This is a genomic window from Mesoflavibacter profundi (assembly GCF_014764305.1).
Lineage (GTDB): Bacteria > Bacteroidota > Bacteroidia > Flavobacteriales > Flavobacteriaceae > Mesoflavibacter > Mesoflavibacter profundi.
In genome coordinates this window covers 1,484,063-1,506,748 of sequence record NZ_CP061703.1, presented here as the reverse complement: position 1 = coordinate 1,506,748, position 22,686 = coordinate 1,484,063, and the positions used below count along the sequence as shown (strand labels likewise).

The window sequence follows — 22,686 nt, the reverse complement described above, 5'->3', positions numbered from 1 at the left end:
TTGTTTTCAAAATTTGGTGCAAAAATACCACTAAATATAGATGTAATATTAACTTAATGTTAACATTAACAAGATTAACATTTAGTCGTTATTTTTTGCTTTTCAACTTGATAAATCGAACAAAAAAATAGATCTACATCAACTATCTAAATGTCTTATAATGAGATAATAAGTTTGACGTTGATGCATCATGATTAGCATTAGACTGCTCATCAAATTCTTTTAAAATTTTATTTGCTAATTGCTTACCTAATTCTACTCCAAATTGATCGTAACTGTAGATATTCCAAATAACACCTTGTACAAATATTTTATGCTCGTACATAGCTATTAATTTACCTAAACTTTCTGGAGTAAGTTTATTTACAAATATTGTATTGGTTGGCTTATTACCTTCAAAAACTTTAAATGGTGTTAATGTTTTAATCGAATTTTCGTCTGCATTACTTTGTTTTAACTCTTCTACAACTTTAGCTTTACTTTTTCCGTTAAGTAAAGCTTCTGTCTGAGCAAAAAAGTTTGACATTAACTTATCTTGATGGTCTTGATTACCATGTAATGATTGAGCAAACCCAATAAAATCTGCTGGTATTAACTTTGTACCTTGATGAATTAATTGGAAAAAAGCATGCTGAGAATTTGTACCTGGTTCTCCCCAAATAATGGTTCCTGTTTGATAATCTATTTGGTCTCCGTTTCGATCTACGCTTTTTCCATTACTTTCCATTATACCTTGTTGTAAATACGTAGCAAACTGGTTTAGGTATTGAGAATAAGGGATTACTGCTTCACTTTCGGCATTAAAAAAGTTGTTATACCAAACACTTAACAAGGCTAATATTACAGGTATGTTCTGATTAAAAGGCTGATTTTTAAAATGCTTATCCATTGCATTTGCACCTTTTAATAATTGATCAAAATTAGCATATCCTACAGATAAACTAATTGATAATCCTACAGCACTCCATAAAGAAAAACGTCCTCCAACCCAATTCCACATTGGAAAAATATTATTACTGTCTATACCAAAAGCTTGTACTTTTTCTATGTTAGTAGATACCGCAACAAAATGTTTTGCAATGTCTTCTTCTTTAGCTTGTGATAAAAACCAGTTTTTAATGGTTGTTGCATTAGATAATGTTTCTTGAGTTGTAAAGGTCTTAGAAACAATAACGAATAAAGTGGTTTCTGGGTTTAGATTTTTTATCACTTCATTTACATGATCGCCATCTACATTGCTTACAAAATGAGTTGTTAAGTGATTTTTATAATATTGAAGCGAATCTACAACCATTGCTGGTCCTAAATCGCTTCCTCCAATACCAATATTTACAATATCTGTAAACGCTTTTCCTGTGTAACCTTTTAATTGTCCAGAAGTAACTTGCTCTGTAAAATTTTTAATTTTTTCTTTTACCTGAACTATTTCCGGAATAACATTTTTACCATCTACATTAAATACTTCTTCTTTAGATGCTCTTAATGCGGTATGCAATACAGCTCTTCCTTCTGTTTGATTAATGACTTCGCCATCAAACTGCGCTTTAATTGCTTCTTCTAACTTACAATCTTTAGCTAATTCTAGAAGGTGATTTATAGTTTCTTCTGTGATTCTGTTTTTAGAAAAATCTACATAAAAATCTTCCCATTTAATGGTCATTTTATCTGCTCTATCTGCATTTTCTGCAAATAAAGATTTCATTTTTAGATCTTTTACTTGATTAAAATGTTCTTGTAAATTTTTCCACGCATTTGTGGTTGTTGGGTTAATTTTAGGTAAAGCCATTAGTTTGTGTAAGTAATTGCGTTATCTTGGTTGGTTTCTATTTCTAAAACTTGTTGTTCTTCTTCTATTGGATAATCAAACTCTATGTTATCTAATTGCGTTTTTATAGGTTTTATAAACTCTAGATATTCTGTTTTTAAACTGTCTGATATAGGTTCGGCTTCTGGTAGTTTTTGTTTAAATGGATCTACTTGTTTTCCGTTTTTCCAAAAACGATAACATACATGCGGACCAGATGTATTACCTGTCATACCAACATATCCAATAACATCACCTTGTTTTACAAAATCGCCTACTTTTACCGCACGATTACGCATGTGAAGATATTGAGTTGTGTAGGTTGAATTATGCTTAACTTTTACGTAATTACCATTTCCGCCTCGTCTTGCAGATTCTATAACTGTTCCGTTTGCTGTAGATCGAATTGGCGTACCAATATCTGCAGCAAAATCGGTTCCTTTATGTGGTCTCACACGGTTACCATAAAGCGCTATTCTTCTATTTAAATTATATCTAGAAGAAATTCGTTTATACTCTACTGGTGCTTTTAAAAATGCTCGTCTAAGGTTTTTTGCGTCTTCAGAAAAATAATCTTTTAATCCCTTCACTGTATCTGTTTCAAATTCGAATGCATAAAATGGTTCGCCTTTATGCTCAAAATATGCTGCTTTTATATTGTCTATTCCTGCATATATACTATCGTCTATGTATTTTTCTGTATAAATTACTTTGAATTTATCATTCTTCTGAAGTCTAAAAAAGTCTATTGTCCATGCGTAAACATCACTCATTTTATAGGCTAAAATCACGCTTTTTCCTTGCTTGTCTAATGCTTCTGAAATGTTAGATTCTATTATTCCAGACACTTCCTTTTCTACATATTTGATTGGCTTTTTTGAAGAATATGCATGAATTGAATCTTGAAAATTTACAACCACATAATCTGTTTTTGATGGCTGATAAATAAAACATTTTGGCTGTTTTAAAGAATCGTTAGAACACAATAAAGTATACGGTTTTCCTATTTGAAGTTTTGTTATATCAAAACTATCTTTTGTTAATTGTGCTATTTGGAAAATTTTAGAATAATCTATTTGATTACGTTGTAAAATCTCTCCAAAGCTATCGCCTTTTCTTATAGTATCTCTTTTAACAAAATAATCGTTTAGATTAAATCCAAACTCGTAAACCTCTTCTGGCTGAATAACCTCAACGGTTTGTATTGGTTGTTCTACTTCTTTTTTACACGCTATACTTAATATTGTGATACTTAAAAGTATTACACATTTTTGCCCCAATCTTCTAATTCTTGCTTGGTCCATAAGTCTGGAAAAAATATTCTTCTTTGATATTTTGGATGCATGTATTTTACCCATTCGCTTCCTCCTGTTGCTTCTGCTGTTTTACCTCCAATGTTTAAATAATGTTTGGCGGTATTGTAATGTGCCATTACCCAAGTAATATTTACAGTGTAGTCGTAATGACGCATTGCTTTTATTAAATCTTTATCTTCTTTTACTTCTTGTGGTAAACTTTTAAAAATAGTCCACAAATTGTGAGTATTATAGAATTGTGCAAATCTAATAAATTCGTCTTTGTATTTCTGCTCGAAAACTGTTAATGTATAACTTTTTTTACCTGTTTTATAGTCTTTTCCTGCTGCTTGCCAATATAAATGTTCAAAAGCATGCTCAAAAGAGGTATTTCTATCAATGGTTTCTCTAAACCTGTTATCTATTAAATTAATAAGTTCGGTTGAAGCAAATTCTATTTTACGATATTGTGCAGACTGAAAACCACTTGCTGGTGTTAATGTATTTCTAAACTTATTGTATTGTTCTATATCCATTCCATCTTTCATCACTGTAAAAGATGATGTTAGGACATCGAAATAGCGACTAATACGCATAATTTTTGTTTCGAAAAACGATGCTGTAATATCTTTTTTATTAGCTACTTGATCTATTTCCCATAGTATCATTTTAAACAGTAATTCGTTTACTTGATGGTATAGGATAAAAACCATCTCGTCTGGTAATGTTGTACGTTTTACTTGTAAATTTAGTAATGCATCTGTTTGAATATAGTCCCAATAATCTATAGGCTTACTATACAGTAAGCCTTCTAAATGTGTATTTAAATTTTGATTTAAATCTTTATATTTTTGATCTAATTGATCTATCGTGTTTTGGTCGGCACTCATGCGTTAGTCTTCTACTATTATTTTAAATTGGTGTTTTAAGCCTTTAAAAGCCTCTAAATCTGCTCTTAATGATCCTACTGCTAGATCTGCTTTAATGCGTAAAGGTATTTTATTTTTATCGTTAGATACCCAAAGTGTTAAACTTTCTTCTTCTTTAAATACTCTTCCCGCCATTACATATGGTCTAAACATTAATGCTTCTACAGTTCCAAACTTTGTATCTAAGTTTTCTTTACCTAAGTATTTTAATTTAAAGCCATAGTTTTCTTCATCAAAAAACATATCTAATTTTACTTCATCTCCAGTTTTTAAAGATTTGGTATTAATATTATCTCTTAGATAATAGAAAGTTGATACCATATCTTGAATATTTGGCTTTGTTGTAAACGATTTTTTTGTGTTGTGTTTTTTATTGTGGACTAATGCTTCTTGCTTAGTTTGATCAAAATCTATTTCTATATCTTTTTTATGTCCGCCTTCGTCTATTTTTCTTATAAATTTATAAGGTACAATAGATCGTTTATCAAAATAACTTTCGTACCTATCTTCTACTTTAAAAAACCATTTTATTGCTCCAGTTGTCCATCCTTTTCCAACAACATGATAGACTTGTTTACCGTTTAAAACGGTTTCATTTACTTGAAGCGTTGCATTACCAGCTTTTAAAAATCCACTATAACTCATTTTAAATTTGAACCATTCTCCATTTTTAAAAGAAGATTCTTGAGCTATAGTAAAATTTACAACAATTAAGGCTAATATAAATAGTATTTTCTTTTTCATAACATTCTGTAATTGAATAAGTTTATATTTTAAACTTGGGTTACTTTACTATTTTATACAATTACTATTCCAAAAATATAAATAAAAAAATGCCATCAATATAATGATGGCATTTTTTAATAATTTATTAATTAAAGTGTTCCTCTTTTTGCTTGTTCTCTTTCTATAGACTCGAACAAAGCTTTGAAGTTTCCTGCTCCAAAACCACGTGCGCCCATTCGTTGAATTATCTCGAAAAATAAGGTTGGTCTATCTTCTACAGGTTTTGTGAAAATTTGTAATAAATAACCTTCATCGTCTGCATCTATCATAATACCTAAACCTCTAAGCGTTTCGATATCTTCTCTAAGCTCGTGACTAAATTCTTCTAATCTTCCTGGTACAGCTTTATAATATTCTTCTGGTGGCGTTGATAAAAACTCTACACCTCTTGCTTTTAATTGTGATACTGTTGTAATAATATCGTCTGTAGCGACAGCAATATGTTGTACACCTGGTCCTTCGTAAAAGTCTAAGTACTCTTCAATTTGAGAGCGTTTTATACCTTCGGCTGGTTCGTTAATAGGGAATTTTATACGACCGTTACCATTACTCATTACTTTACTCATTAAAGCTGAATATTCGGTATGAATTTGTTTGTCATCAAAAGATAAGAAATTAACAAATCCCATTACATCTTCGTACCATTTTACCCAAGTATTCATTTCTCCCCAACCTACATTTCCTACCATGTGATCTATGTATTTTAAACCAACTGGTTCTGGATTATAATCACTTTCCCATTTTGTAAAACCTGGTAAAAATTGTCCGTTGTAATTTTTACGTTCTACAAACATGTGTACCGTTTCTCCATAAGTGTAGATTCCTGCTCTTACTACTTCACCAAATTCATCTTTTTCAACTGTTGGTTCCATAAAAGATTTTGCACCTCGTTTTGTAGTTTCTTCATAAGATTTTCTTGCGTCTTCTACCCAAAGCGCTACTACTTTTACTCCATCACCATGTTTTACTATATGATCATTAATTGGCGATTTACTGTTAAGCGGTGTTGTTAAAACTAATCTTATTTTATCTTGTTTTAACACATAACTTACAGATTCTCTAGATCCTGTTTCTAATCCTTTGTAAGCATAAGATTGAAATCCGAATGCTGTTTTGTAAAAATGCGCTGCTTGTTTGGCATTACCCACGTAAAACTCTACGTAATCTGTTCCTAAAAGCGGAAGAAAATCTTGCGCACCTTCAAATATTTTTTCTAATCCGTAATCTACTGATTTTATTTCTTTACTCATTGTTGTGTCTTTGTTTATAACCAAGATTTAAAATAATCTTCGTCTGCTATTTTTAATGCTTCTTCTGTTATTTGTAATGGCTTAAATGTATCTACCATTACCGCAAGTTCGTCTGTCTTTACTTGACCAATACTACGCTCTACTGCGCCTGGATGAGGTCCATGTGGTATTCCTGCTGGATGTAAACTTATATGACCAGCGTCTATATCGTTACGACTCATAAAATCTCCATCTACATAATACAATACCTCGTCACTATCTATATTACTATGATTGTATGGTGCAGGAATAGAGTCTGGATGATAATCGTATAATCTTGGTACAAAACTACATACTACAAACGCATCTGTCTCGAAAGTTTGATGTACTGGTGGCGGTTGATGTATACGTCCTGTTATAGGTTCAAAATCATGAATTGAAAATGCATAAGGATAGTTATATCCATCGTAACCTACCACATCAAAAGGATGCGATGCGTAAACCATTTCAAAAATATCGTCTTGCTTTTTCACTTTGATTAAAAAGTCTCCTTTTTGATCGTAAGTTTCTAATTCTTGAGGTTGTCTAATATCACGTTCGCAAAATGGCGAATGTTCTAATAATTGCCCAAACCAGTTACGATAGCGTTTTGGCGTGTATATTGGACGCTTAGATTCTACTATAAATAATCTATTGTCTTCTGTATCAAAATCTATTTTATAGATTACACCTCTTGGCACTAGTAAATAATCGCCATATTTAAAATCTAAATTACCCAACATAGTGCGTAACTTACCTGTCCCTTTATGGATAAAAATAAGCTCGTCTGCATCTGTGTTTTTGTAAAAATAGTCTTTTGTAGATTGCTTAGGAGCAGCTAAAATTATACTACAATCACTATTGATCAATACAGTTTTACGACTTTCTAGATAATCGTTTTCTTGCGGTACTTGAAAACCTCTAAAACGATAAGATTGTATACTATTAGCTTTAGCTATTTTTGGCGCTACGCTATATTGTTTTTTTATTTCTTTTACTTGTGTTGGTCTTTGCTCGTGATACGAATTGGTAGACATACCATCAAAACCTATTGTACCAAATAATTGCTCTGAATACAACGTACCATCTGGTTTTTTAAACTGTGTATGTCGTTTAGGTGGTATTTTACCTAATTTATGATAAAATGGCATTGTTTAAAAATTTTTAAAGTTGAAAAAATACAATGCTGCTATACATTTTTTGCAGCATCTTAATGTTAGCTGGTTGGTTATAAGCTATTCTGGATTTCTTTTAATAAGAAATTTTAAGTGCGATAATAAATGTATCCAAATTGTGTTCATACATTTCAAATATCGTGATTTTTTTAGAGTTTTAAAAGTCTTTTTTATTAAGTTTAATTTATTTGAAAATCAACAACTTAAACTAAAACCAATACCCTAAGTTGAAAAACCAAAATCCATTTTTAGTATCTGGAGAATATGTATATTTTGCTTCTATTGGTCCTAAAAATGTTTCTAAAGAATAGCCTATTGCATAACCAGAATATTCTGGCCAAGTAAACCAATTTCCGTCATCAAAAAGCCTATCTTCTACATTAGCATAATTGGCTGCTAATAGTAAATGGTTTTTAGGCGCAAAATTATAATCCATAGTTACGGCTCCTTTTATGTAAGAATCTGCTGCGATAGACAAGTAATCGTAACCGTAAAAGGACTTGAAATTATTTATATAATTATTTCCGTATCCTCCTAAAACAAAATCTAAAAACCGATTTGCTTTTGGGTTAATTTTAAATCCGCCTTCTGATGTTATATTAAATGATAAATTTTTAGTCGCTTTAAACGCGTATCCAATTTCTGCTTGCATTACAGAAAACGGAGAAAATGTATTTGAAAAGTCTGAAGAATAAAAATAATAGTTTGCTTGACCGTTAAAATACATTCCGCTAGTTGGGAAATACTTACTATCGTAAGAATCAAATTTTAAATTTCCAAAAACACTAACATAACTACTGTTTTCAAAAACAGTATCTTCTGGACTGTCTTGAGAAATTATTGTTTCGGTTTTTACTTTTAGTTTTTTGTATTCGCTTCCTAAAGTAAATATCAAATCATTTCTAAATAATGTTTGAAAAAACAATTGATTTGTAAAGTCTGAAACTTCTGTATTTAACTTATTTATCCCTGAACTACTAATCTGGTCTTGAGATAAAAATGCTGAAGACACAATACCTTGATCAAACTCATTATACCTTGAGTTTACTCCAATACTCCAATAAATTCCTTTATCTATAAAGTACTGAAAATTATATCTTACATGGTCACCAAAAATTAAATCTAAGGATGCTACATCGTTTTTTAGCAGAAATTGTTTTTTTGTAATATTTGCAAGAATTGCACTTTTATATAAATCGTCATAATGTAAACCAAACTTTAAAAACGTAGTTTTTTTAGTTTCGGTCACTTTTGTTATTAATCTGTAGGAATTATTTGGCTCCTCTTTTAACTCGTAGAAAAAACTATCAAAGTTATTTGTAGCTACAAGATTATTTGCACCTAAAGTTAATTTGTTATAAGCGACTTTAGTATAAGGACGCAATTGTAATTTACCCAAAACATAGGATCTAGTATACTTCTCTAATCCATGTGTTTCAATATAATTTAACTTAATACTATCTGGCGACTTTTTATTTTCTGTCTCTACTCTTGGCTTAACTTGCTTAGATTTAAGCTGAAGTAATTGATCTATGTTGGCTAAAGCTGCTTTTTCTCCATTATTTATAATTTCTCTACCATCATCAAAAGATACTACGGTAAACTTAGTAATGTCTGGCTTTATATAAATATCTGTCTGTTTAGACTTTTTAACCATATCGTTAATAGTCCTAAAGTTATTTATTTGAAATAATATATCTGGAGCAGACGATAAATCTGTACGATTAGCTAAACCGTCTTGCACATCTACACCAATAATTATATCCATTCCTTTAGCCTTAAGCTCGTCTATTGGATAATTATTTACTACGCCGCCATCTATTAATAATTGATCGTTAATTAAAACAGGCTCAAACAAAGATGGAAAAGCGCCACTTGCTTTTACAGCTTGGGCTAAATTTCCTTTATTTAAAATGACTTGATTACCGGTTTCTACATCTGTTGCTATACAGAAAAAAGGAATTGGTAAATGTTCAAAATCCTCATCATTACATACATCTAATAATAGTTTACTTAATAAATTAAATGTGTTTTGTCCTTTAGATAATGCTGAAGGTAATTTGACTTTAAAATTATCGAAAGGTAAGGTAATAGCATAACGTTCTGCAACTTCACGTTCGTAATTAGATTTTGTTTCTCTAGGTAATCTATCTGTAATTATATTATCAAAATTTACACCTTCAAAAATTGAATCTAATTCTTTACCCGAATAGCCCGATGCGTATAAAGATCCTATTATTGCTCCCATACTTGTTCCGGCTACGTAATCTACTCTAATGCCTAAACTATCTATTACTTTTAGCGCACCAATATGGGCAAATCCTTTTGCGCCGCCACCACTTAAAACTAACCCAACTTTAGGTTCTTTTTTTATGGTTGATTGCGAAAAAATGGTACTATTTATTGATATTAATAGTATAATAGCGATAATAAAAGATTTCATTCTTTATGGTAATGGTTATAAATTTTTGCTGCTCTAGACACGCCAACTACTGCTTCTAGCTCGTCTAGTTTTGCATTTGCAATTCTTTTGGTTGATTTAAATGATTTTAGCAATTCTACTATAGTTTTTTCTCCTATTCCAGGAATAGTGTCTAGCGCACTATTTAACGCGTTTTTACTTCGTCTATTACGGTGATGTTCTATCCCAAATCTATGAGCTTCATTACGTAATTGCTGAATAATTTTAAGCGTTTCACTTTTTTTATCTAAATATAAAGGAATTGGATCGTTTGGATAAAATAATTCTTCCAAACGTTTTGCAATTCCGATAATGGCAATTTTTCCTCTTAATCCTAAAACATCCAAGCTTTTTAATGCAGATGATAATTGTCCTTTACCACCATCTATTATAATTAGTTGAGGCAACGGTTGTTCTTCTTCCAACAGACGCTTGTAACGACGATAAACAACTTCTTCCATAGAAGCAAAATCGTCTGGTCCTTCAACTGTTTTTATATTAAAATGACGATAATCCTTCTTACTTGGTTTACCATTTTTAAAGACTACACAAGCTGCAACTGGATTAGTACCTTGTATGTTAGAGTTGTCAAAACACTCGATATGTCTTGGCTCTTCAGACAATCTTAAATCGGCTTTCATTTGTGCCATGATCCTATTGGCATGACGATCTGGATCTGTAATTTTTATTTGTTTAAAACGCTCCATTCTATAATACTTTGCGTTTCTTAAAGACAGATCTAAAATGTGCTTTTTATCTCCTAATTGCGGTACAGTTACTTTAATTTGTTCACCAATATTTACTTTAAAAGGTACGTAAATTTCTTTTGATTTAGAGTTGAAACGTTCTCTTATTTCAACAATTGCTAATTCTAATAATTCTTTATCGGTTTCGTCCAACTTTTTCTTTATTTCTAAAGTGTGAGAACGAATGATAGATCCATACGATATTTGAAGAAAATTAACATACCCAAAACTCTCGTCACTAACAATAGAAAACACATCTACATTACTAATCCTTGGGTTTATAATTGTTGATTTTGCCTGATAATTTTCTAAAACTTCAATTTTTTCTTTTATACGTTGCGCGTCTTCAAACAGCATTTTCTCAGCATAAATCTTCATTTGCTGTTTAAATTGCCCTAAAGAGTCTTTGAAGTTTCCTTTTATTATTTCGCGAATTGCCTTTATATTTTCTTGATAATCGTCTTCGGTTTGATAGCCTTCACAAGGACCTTGACAGTTGCCTAAATGATATTCTAGACATACTTTGTACTTACCGTCTTCGATTTTATCTTCGGCTAAATCATAATTACACGTACGTAACTGGTACAATCCTTTTATTAAATCTAACAAGGTATGAACGGTTTTCATACTTGTGTAAGGCCCAAAATATTCGCTTCCGTCTTTTATTAATCGACGTGTTGGAAATACACGCGGAAAACGTTCTTTTTTAATACAAATCCAAGGATACGATTTGTCGTCCTTTAATAGCACATTATAACGTGGTTTGTGCTTTTTAATTAGATTATTTTCTAACAATAAAGCATCTGTTTCCGTTTCGACAACAATAAATTTAATGTCTGCAATACGCTTTACTAAAACTCTGGTTTTACCGCTATCATGGTTTTTTGTAAAGTAAGAACTTACACGTTTTTTAAGATTTTTTGCTTTACCAACATAAATAATCGTACCTTCTTTATCTAAATATTGATATACACCAGCAGATTCTGGAATGGTTTTTAATTTTATATCTAAATCTGTTTTACTCATAAAACATTAAAAAAAGAAGATTTTTTAAACGATAACCAAAGGTACTTATTTAATATTTTTAATCTAAAACTTTAAGTATTTTTAAATATAAAGTGACGTTAAAATTATTACATTGCGCGACTTTTTAAACTCTAAAAATGGCTAAGAAAATACTAGGAAGAATAGACTGTATAGACTTTCCTGCATTAAACCTTTTAAATATAAATTGTAAAATAGATACAGGTGCTTATACCTCTAGTATACATTGTTCTAAAATTACGGTTACAGAAAATGGATTACTTTGCTACTTTAGTGATCAATCTAAAACACCAATACTATTTAGTTCTTACAGTTTAACAGATGTAAAAAGCAGTAACGGTTACGTAGAAAACAGATATAAAATAAAAACAGATGTAGTTTTTTTTGGTAAAACCTATAAGATTAACTTAACTTTAAGCACTAGAAGTGACATGAGATTTCCGGTTCTAATTGGTAGACAATTTTTAAAAAAGAAATTTATTGTCGATGTAGATTTACAAAACCAATCCTTTAAGCTAAAACAATAATGAACATAGTAATACTATCACGTAATGCGCATTTATATTCAACAGATCGATTAGTTGAAGAAGCTGAAAATAGAGGTCATAAAGTTGAAATTATTGACCCTTTAAAATGCGATATTATTATAGAAAAAGAAAAACCAACCATTTATTATAAAGATAGATATTTAGACTATGTAGACGCAGTAATACCACGCATTGGAGCATCTGTAACATTTTATGGTTGCGCTGTAGTAAGACAGTTTGAAATGATGGGAACTTTTACCACAGTTACCTCAGATGCAATATTACGATCAAGAGACAAACTTAAAAGCTTACAACGATTAAGCAAAGCTGGTATAGGCATGCCAAAAACTGTATTTACTAATTATTCTAGAGATGTAGAAGAAGTTATAGACCATGTTGGTGGCGCGCCTGTAATTATTAAACTTCTAGAAGGTACGCAAGGTCTTGGTGTTGTTTTAGCCGAAACTAAAAATGCTGCCGAATCTGTTTTAGAAGCCTTTAATGGACTACAAGCAAGAGTAATTGTTCAAGAATTTATTAAAGAAGCTAAAGGTGCAGATTTACGTGCATTAATCGTAGACGGACAAGTTGTTGGCGCGATGAAAAGACAAGGTAAAGAAGGTGAATTTAGATCTAATCTACATCGTGGCGGAAGCGCTAAAATTATCAAACTATCTGATGCCGAACTTAAACTTGCCATTAAAGCTGCTAAAGCATTAAAACTTCCTGTTTGTGGTGTAGACATGTTACAATCTGCAAGAGGACCTTTATTGTTAGAAATAAACTCTACACCTGGATTAGAAGGTATAGAAAAAGCAACAGGTAAAAACATCGCAAAAAGCATTATCACTTATGTAGAACGAAACAGAAATGCTTAATGATATACCAAAAAAAAGATTTAAATATATTAGGTGAAGTAATAAAACCAGGACAAAGTGCCGAGCTTAGTTTTAATGTAGCACATTTACATACTCGTACACCTGTAGATGTTCCTGTGATTATAGAACGCTCTAAAAAACCAGGACCAACTATTTTGTTTACTGCAGGAATACATGGTGACGAAGTAAATGGTATCGAAATTGTACGCCAGTTAATTTCTAAAGAAATAAACAAACCTAAAATTGGATCTATAATTTGTATACCCGTTTTAAATATTTTTGGTTTTATAAACATGGAACGCGAGTTTCCTGATGGAAGAGACCTAAATCGTGTATTTCCTGGAATTAAAAATGGCTCTTTAGCTAGTCGTGTTGCGCATACTTTAGTAAATGAAATTATTCCAGAAGTAGATTTTGTAATCGATTTTCATACCGGTGGCGCTTTTAGGTTTAATGCGCCTCAAATACGTATTGCACCTGGCAATGAAGATGATGATATTATGGCCGAAATATTTGGAGCACCTTTTTTACTATACTCTAACAACTTAAATAAATCCTTTAGAAAAACCTGTAACGAGCTAGGTAAACCTATCCTTCTTTTTGAAGGCGGAAAATCGTTTCATATAGATAAAAACGTAACAAACACAGCTGTTAATGGCGCCAAGCGAATATTAAATCATTTTGGGATGTTACGTAAAAAATTTAATGTCTCCGAACCTAAAAAAGAATGCATCAAAATAATAGATAGTAAATGGCAACGCGCTAGCTACTCTGGTATGTTTAAAGCAAAAGCTAATTTAGGACAAGAAGTGAAAATAGGCGATACCATAGGAAACATTACAGATCCGTATGGAAAATTTAACCACTTTGTAAAAGCAAAACACAATGGATTTATTTTTAATATAAATGAATCTCCTATTGTTTATCAAGGTGATGCATTATTTCATATCTCTACTGAAACTACTAAGTAGTAAAAATGAAAAAAGCCGATTTACGCAATAAATACAAACAACTAAGACAAAAATTAACAACAAATCAGATTGATAATTTAAGTCTAAACATTGCCAATCAAATATTAAACTTACCCATTTGGGATTTTAAGTTTTACCACATATTTCTTACAATAGAAACCCAAAAAGAAATTCAAACTGAATTTATACTAAATATACTTTTAGGAAAAGATAAAAATGTGGTTATTTCTAAAAGTAATTTTAAAACAAACACGTTAAGTAATTTTTTACTTACAGATACTACAACTATTGCTCTTAATAGTTATAATATTCCAGAACCAATAGATGCAATTCCTATACAAGACACTATAATAGATGTTGTATTTATACCACTTTTAGCATTTGATAAAAAAGGGAATCGTGTAGGTTATGGCAAAGGATTTTACGATAACTTTTTATCCAATTGTAAGCCAAATACTGTAAAAATAGGTTTGTCTTTTTTTGAAGCTGAAGCTGAAATCAAAGATGCTTATGAAGGCGATATTGCATTAGATTATTGTGTAACGCCTGATAAGGTTTACAAATTCTAAGCGTCTTCTGTTTTTGGAAATGCTTTTTTATTGAAGAAAATCAATATCCCAAAGCCAATACTTATAGCTACGTCTGCAATGTTAAAAACAGGCTCGAAAAACGTAAAGTATTTACCGCCAACACTTGGTATCCATTCTGGCAAATAACCTTGCCAAATCGGGAAGTATAACATATCTACAACCTTACCGTGCAACATACTATCATAACCTTGTTCTGGCATAAATTTAGCTACTTGACCAATACTATCGTCAAATAAAACACCATAAAAAACAGAATCTAATATATTACCCAAAGCACCAGCAAACACAAAGATAAGTGCAACATTAAGCATTTTAGATTGCTGCTTTTTAATACTATTAAACAACCAATATCCAATACCAATAATTGCAAAAATCCTGAAGACAGTAAGACTTACTTTTGCAGTACGATCACTAATAAAAGGAAACAAATCACTTAATTTTGTTCCCCAAGCCATACCACTATTTTCTATAAAATAGATTTTAAACCAATCAAAAACAGCAACATCTTCACCTAATACAAAATGTGTTTTTACATATATTTTACTTACTTGATCAATAAGTAAAATTAAGATGATAAAAATGGTTGCTTTTTTTAGGCTCATAAAATATAGACTTGTCAACTTTACTTAAGGAGACATAGATTTGTTTTAAACAAAAATAGGCTTATTTTTTAAATTTAGAGACGTTTATATCTCCATTTACAGATTGCAAATTTAATTGATGCAATGCTAGTTTAAATTGCATAACATTAACTGTTCCTGTTTTACTTTTTGCAATGGTTTTTGCGTTATTTGTTTTAATATTAATAGTTCCGTTTATAGTATTTATTGTTGCATTACCAAAAAACGGATCTAACGTACAATTACCAGTTTTTAATTCTATAAACACATTTGGAAAGTGACCTTCTATTTTAGTTTGTGCAATATCACTTTTAATATTTAAATCAATAGGTTTTGGAATACTTAATTGCAACTCTACAGACAATACTTTATGCGCACTTAACTTATCATTATCTGCTTTAAATAAAGGTTGAAAGTCTGTAGATAGTTTTAGAACACCTTGGTTATTACTATCGATTATCACTAAATTTTCTGAATGCTCGCCTTCAAATTTAACCAACAAATCAATAGTATTAGATTCACTATTTTTGATGTTTATTTTAAAAATTCCTTCTCCATCAATTTCAACTTTTTTGATTTGCTGTGCATTCCATCGCTTTTCGGTTTGCTTTTGAGCAACAGAAAAATGGACGACTAAAAGAAAAAATATAACGAGTTTGAATTTCAAAATTTGTGGAAATAAAAAACGCTTCAATATAACTAATTGAAGCGTTAATTTTTAAATTATAGATTAAGCAACAGCTTATTTTTGCATGTTTTTTGCTTCGATACTTAATGTTGCATGTGGCACAAGCTCTAAACGTTTTTTGTTTATTAATTTACCTGTTACACGACAAATACCATAGGTTTTATTTTCTATACGGATTAACGCATTTTTTAAATCACGAATAAATTTTTCTTGTCTAATAGCTAATTGCGAGTTAGACTCTTTACTCATTACTTCACTACCTTCGTCAAACGCTTTAAAAGTAGGCGACGTATCGTCTGTACCATTATTGTGATCGTTCATATAAGCACTTTTTATTAACTCTAAATCGTGCTGCGCTTTATCGATTTTTTCTTGAATTAAAACTTTAAATTCTGCTAAGTCTTTATCCGAATATCTAACATTTGTATCTGTTGCCATAATTGTTAATTTTTTTGAATAGATAGTTTAGTATTTACATCATCAAAAGCAATTTCTATACCATTATCTATTTGGTTTATAATTTCCAGATTATCTGTTAAGGTTTCTGTCTTAATATAATCTAGATTGTTGTTAATAGCCTGCTCGATATTTTGATCGTTTTGGATTTGTACAGTAATTCTATCTGTGACTTCAAATCCTGAGTCTTTACGTAGGTTTTGAATTCGGTTTACTAATTCTCTTGCAATACCTTCTTCACGTAATGGCTCTGTAATAGTTACATCTAAAGCTACTGTTATTTTACCTTCATTAGCAACTAACCAACCTTCAATATCTTGCGATGTTATTTCAACATCTTCACGTTGTAATGTAATAATTTTTCCATTACAATCGATGTCTAAAGTGTTATTTTGTTCAATATTTTTAATATCGTCTGCGCCAAGTTTTTGTATTTCACTAGCAATCAGCTTCATATCTTTACCAAAACGAGGTCCAAGCACTTTAAAATTAGGTTTTATTTGCTTAACTAAGATATCTGAAGCGTCTTCTAAAAGCTCGATTTCTTTAATATTAACCTCGTGTTTTATTAAGTTTTCTACCGCTTTTATTTCTTCTCTTTGCTGTGCAGAATCTACAGGAATCATAATTTTATGTAGTGGCTGACGTACTTTAATTTTTTCTTTAGCTCTTAACGATAATACTAATGAAGAAATTGTTTGCGCATTCTCCATTTTTCGCTCTAAAGACTTATCTACAAAACTTGCATCGTATTTAGGGAAATCTGAAAGGTGAACACTTTCAAACGTCTCTTTTTTAGTTACGCTATTTAAATCTAAATACAGCTTATCCATAAAGAATGGTGCAATTGGCGCACCTAACTTTGCAATGGTTACCATACACGTATACAGCGTTTGGTAAGCCGAAATTTTATCGGTTTGGTAATCGCCTTTCCAGAAACGTCTTCTGCTTAAACGCACGTACCAGTTACTTAAGTAATCTTGTGTAAAATCTGAAATAGCACGTGCTGCTTTTGTAGGCTCATATTCGGCATAATATTCGTCTACTTTTTGAATTAAAGTGTGTAATTCTGAAAGAATCCAACGGTCTAATTCTGGTCGTTCTGCTAAAGGAATTTCCGCTTCAGCATAACTAAATTTATCTAAATTGGTATATAAGCTGAAGAATGAATACGTATTGTATAACGTACCGAAAAACTTACGTTTTACTTCTTCTACACCTTCAATATCAAATTTTAAGTTGTCCCATGGATTGGCATTACCAATCATGTACCAACGTGTGGCATCTGCACCGTAATTATCTAAGGTCTCAAAAGGATCTACCGCGTTACCTAAACGCTTAGACATTTTTTGTCCGTTTTTATCTAAAACTAATCCGTTTGACACTACATTTTTATACGCTACAGAATCGAAAACCATCGTTCCAATTGCGTGCAATGTGTAAAACCAACCACGAGTTTGGTCTACACCTTCGGCAATAAAATCGGCAGGAAATGCTTCGTTATTGTCAATTAAGTTTTTGTTTTCAAACGGGTAATGCCACTGCGCGTAAGGCATTGATCCTGAATCAAACCAAACGTCTATCAAGTCACTTTCGCGCTTCATTGGTTGACCAGATGGCGATACTAACGTAATTTGATCTACAATGTTTTTATGTAAATCTATTTTATCGTAGTTGTCTTCAGACATGTTACCAACTTCAAAGTCTTCAAAAATATCTTTTTGAAGTACGCCAGCGTTTACCGCTTTAGCCATTTCGGCTTTTAATTCTTCAACAGAACCAATACAGATTTCTTCTTTACCATCTTCTGTACGCCAAATTGGTAATGGTATTCCCCAATAACGTGATCGTGATAAATTCCAATCGTTTGCATTAGCTAACCAGTTACCAAAACGTCCTTCTCCTGTAGATTTTGGTTTCCAGTTAATGGTTGTATTTAACTCATGCATTCTATCTTTTACCTCGGTTACTTTAATAAACCAAGAGTCTAACGGATAGTATAAAATTGGTTTATCTGTACGCCAACAGTTTGGATAGCTATGCTTGTATTTTTCTACTTTAAAGGCTTTGTTTTCTATTTTAAGTTTGATGGCAATTTCTACATCAACTGACTTTTCTGGTGCTTCGCCTTCTGCGTAATATTCATTCTTTACGTATTTACCAGCAAACTCAGTCACTTCTGGTCTAAATTTACCTTGTAAATCTACTAATGGCACCAAGTTATCATTCTCGTCTTTTACCAACATTGGTGGTATTTCTGGTGTAGCTTGTTTTGCCACTAAAGCATCATCTGCACCAAAGGTTGGCGCTGTATGTACGATACCTGTACCGTCTTCAGTCGTTACAAAATCTCCAGATATTACTCTAAATGCATTTTCAGGATTATCATTTGGTAATACGTAATCTAACAATTGTTCGTACTTGATACCAACTAGATCTTTTCCTTTAAATTCTTTTACGATGTAGAAAGGAATTTTCTTGTCACCTTCTTTATATTCAATTAATTCTGGCTTTGTTTCAACTTGCTTATACTTACCGTCAAATTGTTTACCAACAAGGTTTTTAGCCAATATCACATTCATAGGTTTGAAAGTATATTGGTTATAAGTTTCGACTAAAACATAATCTATTTTTGGTCCAACGGTTAATGCGGTGTTACTTGGTAATGTCCAAGGTGTTGTTGTCCAAGCTAAGAAGTAAATATCGCCTTCATTTTGAAGAAAATCCGGTAATGTATTTTCTATTGCTTTAAACTGCGCCACAATTGTTGTGTCGGTTACATCTTGGTATGTTCCTGGTTGATTAAGCTCGTGAGAACTTAATCCTGTTCCTGCTTTTGGAGAATAAGGCTGAATGGTGTAGCCTTTATACAGCAATTCTTTATTGTAGATTTGCTTTAACAACCACCAAACACTTTCCATATATTTTGGTTTATAGGTAATGTATGGATCGTCCATATCTACCCAATATCCCATTTGTTGGGTTAAGTTATTCCAGATATCTGTGTAACGCATAACGGCTTTACGACATGCTGCGTTATACTCTTCTACTGTAATTTTTTTACCAATATCTTCTTTGGTAATTCCTAGCTCTTTTTCTACACCTAATTCTATTGGTAAACCATGTGTATCCCAACCAGCTTTACGCTTTACTTGGTAACCTTTCATAGTTTTATACCTTGGAAAAATATCTTTTATAGCACGTGCTAATACGTGGTGTACACCAGGTAAACCGTTTGCAGATGGCGGACCTTCAAAAAATACAAAAGGTTCTGCGTTTTCGCGAGAGGTTACACTTTTTTCGAAGATATTATTGTCTTCCCAATAGTTAAGAATTTCTTCTGCTACTTTTGGTAAGTTAAGTCCTTTATATTCAGGAAATCCAGTATTCATTTTTTCGTTTTTCTTATAAGAGTCGCGAAATTAAGGAATATTGTTTAAAAGTCTGATTTTTGAGCATAAAAAAAGCTTCTAAACTGTGTTAGAAGCTTTTATTTATTAATAATTAAAACTTACAATTTGATAAGCTTTTTTGTTTTTAAAACCTTTTGATTATTAGAAATAGTCACAAAATAAACTCCAGATTTTAAATAATTTGTATTATCAAAAGTTAATTGGTCGTTAGATTTTGATAATGTTTTTACTTTTATTACACGTCCTTGAAGGTCTGTTAAAGTAATTGTTACATCTTCGGAAATTGACCTTGAAAACTTTACCGTAAATGAATTTTGTATCGGATTAGGATAAATTGAAAACTTACTTAATTCTATTTGAGGTACAGACAGAGTATTTGAAGTAATATTTACAGTATAATCCTCGTATTCTCCACCATTATTACCATCGTAAGTCATTGCTTCTGGATCATTAGGTGTCCAATAGGTTCTTGACGCTATTCGCATTCTTGTATTACCTAGCAATGCTGTAGATGGTACTGTAAAACTTCCTATACCAGAAGCGCCATGAGGAAATAAATCATCACCATTGGTTGTGCCCCAAACTCTTTCATTTGAATCATCAAAATCACCATCTTGGTTATAATCTATCCAAACACTATGTCCAGAAGTTTTGTTCCAAGGATGTGTGTTTACTAAAGAAATAACAACATTAAATTGATCTAGTTGTTTTAAATCTGGAATATTTAAACCATCATCTGTATGATTTGAATATCCTGAAACATCTTCATTTTGATTTGATGAATTACTTAATAAGCTAATGTAATTGTTATCTAAAATTTCGAAATTATTGATGTAAAAATCATCTGGATAATAACTAACAGTTGGCGTCACATAAGTGATATCTGTTGTAGTAAAGTTAACTATAGTACTGTATGCAGACTGAGAAGATCCACAATCTGAATTTACTTGTACCTCATAGTTTGTCAACATATTTAAACCTGTTAAAGTAATAGAGTTAGTAGAAGTAGTTTGAGTTACCCAAGTAGATGCGCCTACTTCTCTATATCTAACATTATAAGTTACACCGTTAATTAAATCCCAATTGATATAGGCAGTTGTTGTACCAGGAATTACATTTATATTACTTGGTACTGCTAAGGTGTTAACTGTTACATTTTGTGTTGCTGTATCTTGATAAGTACCATCATCAAAAACCCAAGTGATAACTCCAGATTGACCTGCTGTAAAGGTTACTTGATCTGTAGTAGTTGCAATAACTTCGGCACAAGCATTATTAATTAATGAAGGTGCAGGAACAGTAATCTCGCAATTACTAACAACATCTTCTAAAACTGGAGCAACAAACGCAGCTGGATTTGAATTAGGAACTACTGTTACCTGAGCAGAACATCTACTTTCATTTCCATTATTATCTGTAACTGTTAACCATACAGTTTGAGGATTATCTGTATGAGTACAGTTAAATGTATCTTGATCTATAACTAAAGATGCTATACCTGCAGATCCGCCAGTTGAACCATTATCTATATCTGATGGAGTAATTTGAGTATTTCCTGTAGCATCTAAAGTCACAGTAATATCTTGACAATTTGCAACTGGTGGATTAATAACTAATGGACCTTGATACTGAATTTTTATTATAACACCAGGATTATCTATTGATACACCAGAATTAGAAGATGGACCAGAAGTACCACCACCATTATCTGTAACAGCATAAATAGTTAATCCATCTGGAGAGATTGCTATATCACGATATCTATCGTTAGAGGAATGAAATTCTTCATAAAAATCACTAACTATATCTTCTCCATCTGGTGTTAATTTAGCTCTGTATATTGTTCCTTTTTTTAATGAAGGTACTAATAAAGATCTTCCCCAACCAGGAATATTATTAGCCTCATGAATATCTATACTTGAAGGCGCTGGTGTTGGCCAAGTAAACCAACCACCAGAAGGATCGTTTGCTATTGTACTATTATAAGTCCCAATTGGTGGCTCAAAGTTAGAAGGTGCTGCAGAAGGGTAAGATTCATATTCTGTTGCAGTTGCTGCTCCATTAGGACAGTTATGATCACTAAAATCTCCTGCATTACAAGAACCACCTAAAGAAGACCAATTGCAATAAGTATAAGCTAAGTTATCATAATAACCAGCTATTTCTGGCCAACCATAATTTTTACCAGATTTAATTACATTAATCTCGTCATCAGTTTTAGGACCATGTTCTGAAGCATATAATGTTCCATCTTGACTAAATATTATTCCTTGAGCATTTCTATGACCATAAGTATAAACATGACTTTGAACTCCGCTTAAATATGGATTATCTGATGGAATTGTACCATCTGTATTTAATCTTAATGTTTTACCAGGATAATTCTCATAATCTGCAGAATAACTTGGCAACACCTGAGATAATACAGGATTACAAGAATAGTCAAATTGATTTGCTCCTTGATCACCAATTGTATAGTATAATTTTAAATCTGGACCAAAAATTAATCGTCCTGAATTATGATCTGCACTTGCTGGCACATCTTCTAAAATTGCACCATTTACGTTTAAACTTGTATCTTCTGATAAAGATTGAGTTGCATTATCGTAAATTAATCTTGCAATTCTTAGTTTTAATTCTCCGCCATCATCATATGTATAAGAAATAAACACATAATTATTTAAAGTAGTATTAATGTCTTGATATAATGCCGGATGAATTGCCATACCCATTAATCCTCCTTGTTTTGCATTAGCAATTTTAGCACTTAGATCTATCATTGTTAAAGGCGCATTTGTTGCTGTTGCAGTGCTTACTTTTACAATTTTTTCACCAACTCTTTCTGTTACCCACAAAGTGTTGTCTGGTCCATAAGTAATTTCCCAAGGATAATTTAAAGCGCCATCTGCAGTAATTTTTACGGTAGACCAATCTGATCCATAAGTTATTGCAGTAGAACTTGGCGTCATAGCTGTTTGTGCTGTTAACAATTGAGTTAACAACATAATTGATAGTAGTAATTTTGATTTCATTAA

The 22,686-nt window shown here is 31.6% G+C and carries 17 protein-coding genes; 4 read left to right on the top strand and 13 right to left on the bottom strand.

Features of this window, described 5'->3' with window-relative positions:
- Nucleotides 1-142: 142 nt before the first annotated feature.
- The 8 genes from pgi to uvrC all read right to left on the bottom strand — a co-directional run bounded on the left by pgi (nt 143) and on the right by uvrC (nt 11,490).
- The gene (gene pgi, locus IFB02_RS06780) at nt 143-1,786 is read right to left on the bottom strand and encodes a glucose-6-phosphate isomerase (protein WP_191073161.1); all 1,644 of its coding nucleotides are present in this window, start codon (nt 1,784-1,786) and stop codon (nt 143-145) included.
- Nucleotides 1,786-3,108 (bottom strand): M23 family metallopeptidase, encoded by a 1,323-nt coding sequence (locus IFB02_RS06775; protein ID WP_191073160.1) that lies wholly within the window; start codon nt 3,106-3,108, stop codon nt 1,786-1,788. The genes pgi and IFB02_RS06775 overlap by 1 nt, the downstream gene beginning before the upstream one ends.
- Nucleotides 3,066-3,989 (bottom strand): tryptophan 2,3-dioxygenase family protein, encoded by a 924-nt coding sequence (locus IFB02_RS06770; RefSeq protein ID WP_191073159.1) that lies wholly within the window; start codon nt 3,987-3,989, stop codon nt 3,066-3,068. Before IFB02_RS06770 ends, IFB02_RS06775 begins: the two co-directional genes overlap by 43 nt.
- Nucleotides 3,990-3,992: 3 nt before the next feature.
- Nucleotides 3,993-4,772: a DUF3108 domain-containing protein gene (locus tag IFB02_RS06765; RefSeq protein ID WP_191073158.1), complete on the bottom strand. Its 780-nt coding sequence runs from the start codon at nt 4,770-4,772 to the stop codon at nt 3,993-3,995.
- Nucleotides 4,773-4,903: 131 nt separating this feature from the next.
- Complete coding sequence (gene hppD / locus IFB02_RS06760; RefSeq protein WP_106687605.1) at nt 4,904-6,064, bottom strand: 4-hydroxyphenylpyruvate dioxygenase; 1,161 nt, start codon at nt 6,062-6,064, stop codon at nt 4,904-4,906.
- Between the two features lie 14 nt (nt 6,065-6,078).
- A complete protein-coding gene (locus IFB02_RS06755; RefSeq protein ID WP_191073157.1) occupies nt 6,079-7,233 on the bottom strand; it encodes a homogentisate 1,2-dioxygenase in 1,155 nt (384 codons plus the stop codon).
- Nucleotides 7,234-7,465: 232 nt separating this feature from the next.
- Nucleotides 7,466-9,700: a patatin-like phospholipase family protein gene (locus tag IFB02_RS06750; protein WP_191073156.1), complete on the bottom strand. Its 2,235-nt coding sequence runs from the start codon at nt 9,698-9,700 to the stop codon at nt 7,466-7,468.
- Nucleotides 9,697-11,490: an excinuclease ABC subunit UvrC gene (gene uvrC / locus IFB02_RS06745; protein ID WP_106687500.1), complete on the bottom strand. Its 1,794-nt coding sequence runs from the start codon at nt 11,488-11,490 to the stop codon at nt 9,697-9,699. The genes IFB02_RS06750 and uvrC overlap by 4 nt, the downstream gene beginning before the upstream one ends.
- Before the next feature lie 137 nt (nt 11,491-11,627).
- Between uvrC and IFB02_RS06740 the strand changes: the two genes are divergently transcribed.
- From IFB02_RS06740 to IFB02_RS06725, 4 genes are read left to right on the top strand one after another with little or no spacing between them, the layout of a single operon-like run.
- On the top strand, nt 11,628-12,035 hold the full coding sequence (locus IFB02_RS06740; RefSeq protein ID WP_106687501.1) for an ATP-dependent zinc protease family protein: 408 nt from the start codon (nt 11,628-11,630) through the stop codon (nt 12,033-12,035).
- Nucleotides 12,035-12,913, top strand: a complete 879-nt coding sequence (gene rimK / locus IFB02_RS06735) for a 30S ribosomal protein S6--L-glutamate ligase (RefSeq protein ID WP_106687502.1) — start codon at nt 12,035-12,037, stop codon at nt 12,911-12,913. The genes IFB02_RS06740 and rimK overlap by 1 nt, the downstream gene beginning before the upstream one ends.
- A complete protein-coding gene (locus tag IFB02_RS06730; protein WP_106687503.1) occupies nt 12,913-13,884 on the top strand; it encodes a succinylglutamate desuccinylase/aspartoacylase family protein in 972 nt (323 codons plus the stop codon). Before rimK ends, IFB02_RS06730 begins: the two co-directional genes overlap by 1 nt.
- Nucleotides 13,885-13,889: 5 nt before the next feature.
- Nucleotides 13,890-14,453 carry a 5-formyltetrahydrofolate cyclo-ligase gene (locus IFB02_RS06725; protein WP_106687504.1) on the top strand — a complete coding sequence of 188 codons (564 nt, stop codon included), beginning with the start codon at nt 13,890-13,892 and terminating at the stop codon, nt 14,451-14,453.
- Here IFB02_RS06725 and IFB02_RS06720 read toward each other — a convergent pair.
- The 5 genes from IFB02_RS06720 to IFB02_RS06700 form a co-directional block, all read right to left on the bottom strand.
- Complete coding sequence (locus IFB02_RS06720; protein ID WP_106687505.1) at nt 14,450-15,076, bottom strand: lipoprotein signal peptidase; 627 nt, start codon at nt 15,074-15,076, stop codon at nt 14,450-14,452. The two genes, IFB02_RS06725 and IFB02_RS06720, sit on opposite strands and share 4 nt — an antisense overlap.
- Nucleotides 15,077-15,137: 61 nt before the next feature.
- Nucleotides 15,138-15,761, bottom strand: coding sequence for a DUF4097 family beta strand repeat-containing protein (locus IFB02_RS06715; RefSeq protein WP_146131249.1), 624 nt, complete (start codon nt 15,759-15,761; stop codon nt 15,138-15,140).
- 75 nt (nt 15,762-15,836) lie between these two features.
- On the bottom strand, nt 15,837-16,220 hold the full coding sequence (locus IFB02_RS06710) for a TraR/DksA family transcriptional regulator (RefSeq protein WP_106687507.1): 384 nt from the start codon (nt 16,218-16,220) through the stop codon (nt 15,837-15,839).
- Nucleotides 16,221-16,225: 5 nt separating this feature from the next.
- Nucleotides 16,226-19,630, bottom strand: a complete 3,405-nt coding sequence (gene ileS / locus IFB02_RS06705) for an isoleucine--tRNA ligase (protein ID WP_106687508.1) — start codon at nt 19,628-19,630, stop codon at nt 16,226-16,228.
- A 119-nt stretch (nt 19,631-19,749) separates the two neighbouring features.
- A complete protein-coding gene (locus IFB02_RS06700) occupies nt 19,750-22,683 on the bottom strand; it encodes a PQQ-dependent sugar dehydrogenase (RefSeq protein ID WP_106687509.1) in 2,934 nt (977 codons plus the stop codon).
- Between the last annotated feature and the right edge of the window lie 3 nt (nt 22,684-22,686).

Coding starts and splice junctions, on each gene's coding strand:
- IFB02_RS06770 (WP_191073159.1), bottom strand. CDS start 3,989: ATGAGTGCCGACCAAAACACGATAGATCAATTAGATCAAAAATATAAA.
- pgi (WP_191073161.1), bottom strand. CDS start 1,786: ATGGCTTTACCTAAAATTAACCCAACAACCACAAATGCGTGGAAAAAT.
- IFB02_RS06700 (WP_106687509.1), bottom strand. CDS start 22,683: ATGAAATCAAAATTACTACTATCAATTATGTTGTTAACTCAATTGTTA.
- rimK (WP_106687502.1), top strand. CDS start 12,035: ATGAACATAGTAATACTATCACGTAATGCGCATTTATATTCAACAGAT.
- IFB02_RS06775 (WP_191073160.1), bottom strand. CDS start 3,108: ATGGACCAAGCAAGAATTAGAAGATTGGGGCAAAAATGTGTAATACTT.
- IFB02_RS06720 (WP_106687505.1), bottom strand. CDS start 15,076: ATGAGCCTAAAAAAAGCAACCATTTTTATCATCTTAATTTTACTTATT.
- hppD (WP_106687605.1), bottom strand. CDS start 6,064: ATGAGTAAAGAAATAAAATCAGTAGATTACGGATTAGAAAAAATATTT.
- IFB02_RS06740 (WP_106687501.1), top strand. CDS start 11,628: ATGGCTAAGAAAATACTAGGAAGAATAGACTGTATAGACTTTCCTGCA.
- uvrC (WP_106687500.1), bottom strand. CDS start 11,490: ATGAGTAAAACAGATTTAGATATAAAATTAAAAACCATTCCAGAATCT.
- IFB02_RS06765 (WP_191073158.1), bottom strand. CDS start 4,772: ATGAAAAAGAAAATACTATTTATATTAGCCTTAATTGTTGTAAATTTT.
- IFB02_RS06730 (WP_106687503.1), top strand. CDS start 12,913: ATGATATACCAAAAAAAAGATTTAAATATATTAGGTGAAGTAATAAAA.
- IFB02_RS06750 (WP_191073156.1), bottom strand. CDS start 9,700: ATGAAATCTTTTATTATCGCTATTATACTATTAATATCAATAAATAGT.
- IFB02_RS06710 (WP_106687507.1), bottom strand. CDS start 16,220: ATGGCAACAGATACAAATGTTAGATATTCGGATAAAGACTTAGCAGAA.
- IFB02_RS06755 (WP_191073157.1), bottom strand. CDS start 7,233: ATGCCATTTTATCATAAATTAGGTAAAATACCACCTAAACGACATACA.
- IFB02_RS06725 (WP_106687504.1), top strand. CDS start 13,890: ATGAAAAAAGCCGATTTACGCAATAAATACAAACAACTAAGACAAAAA.
- ileS (WP_106687508.1), bottom strand. CDS start 19,630: ATGAATACTGGATTTCCTGAATATAAAGGACTTAACTTACCAAAAGTA.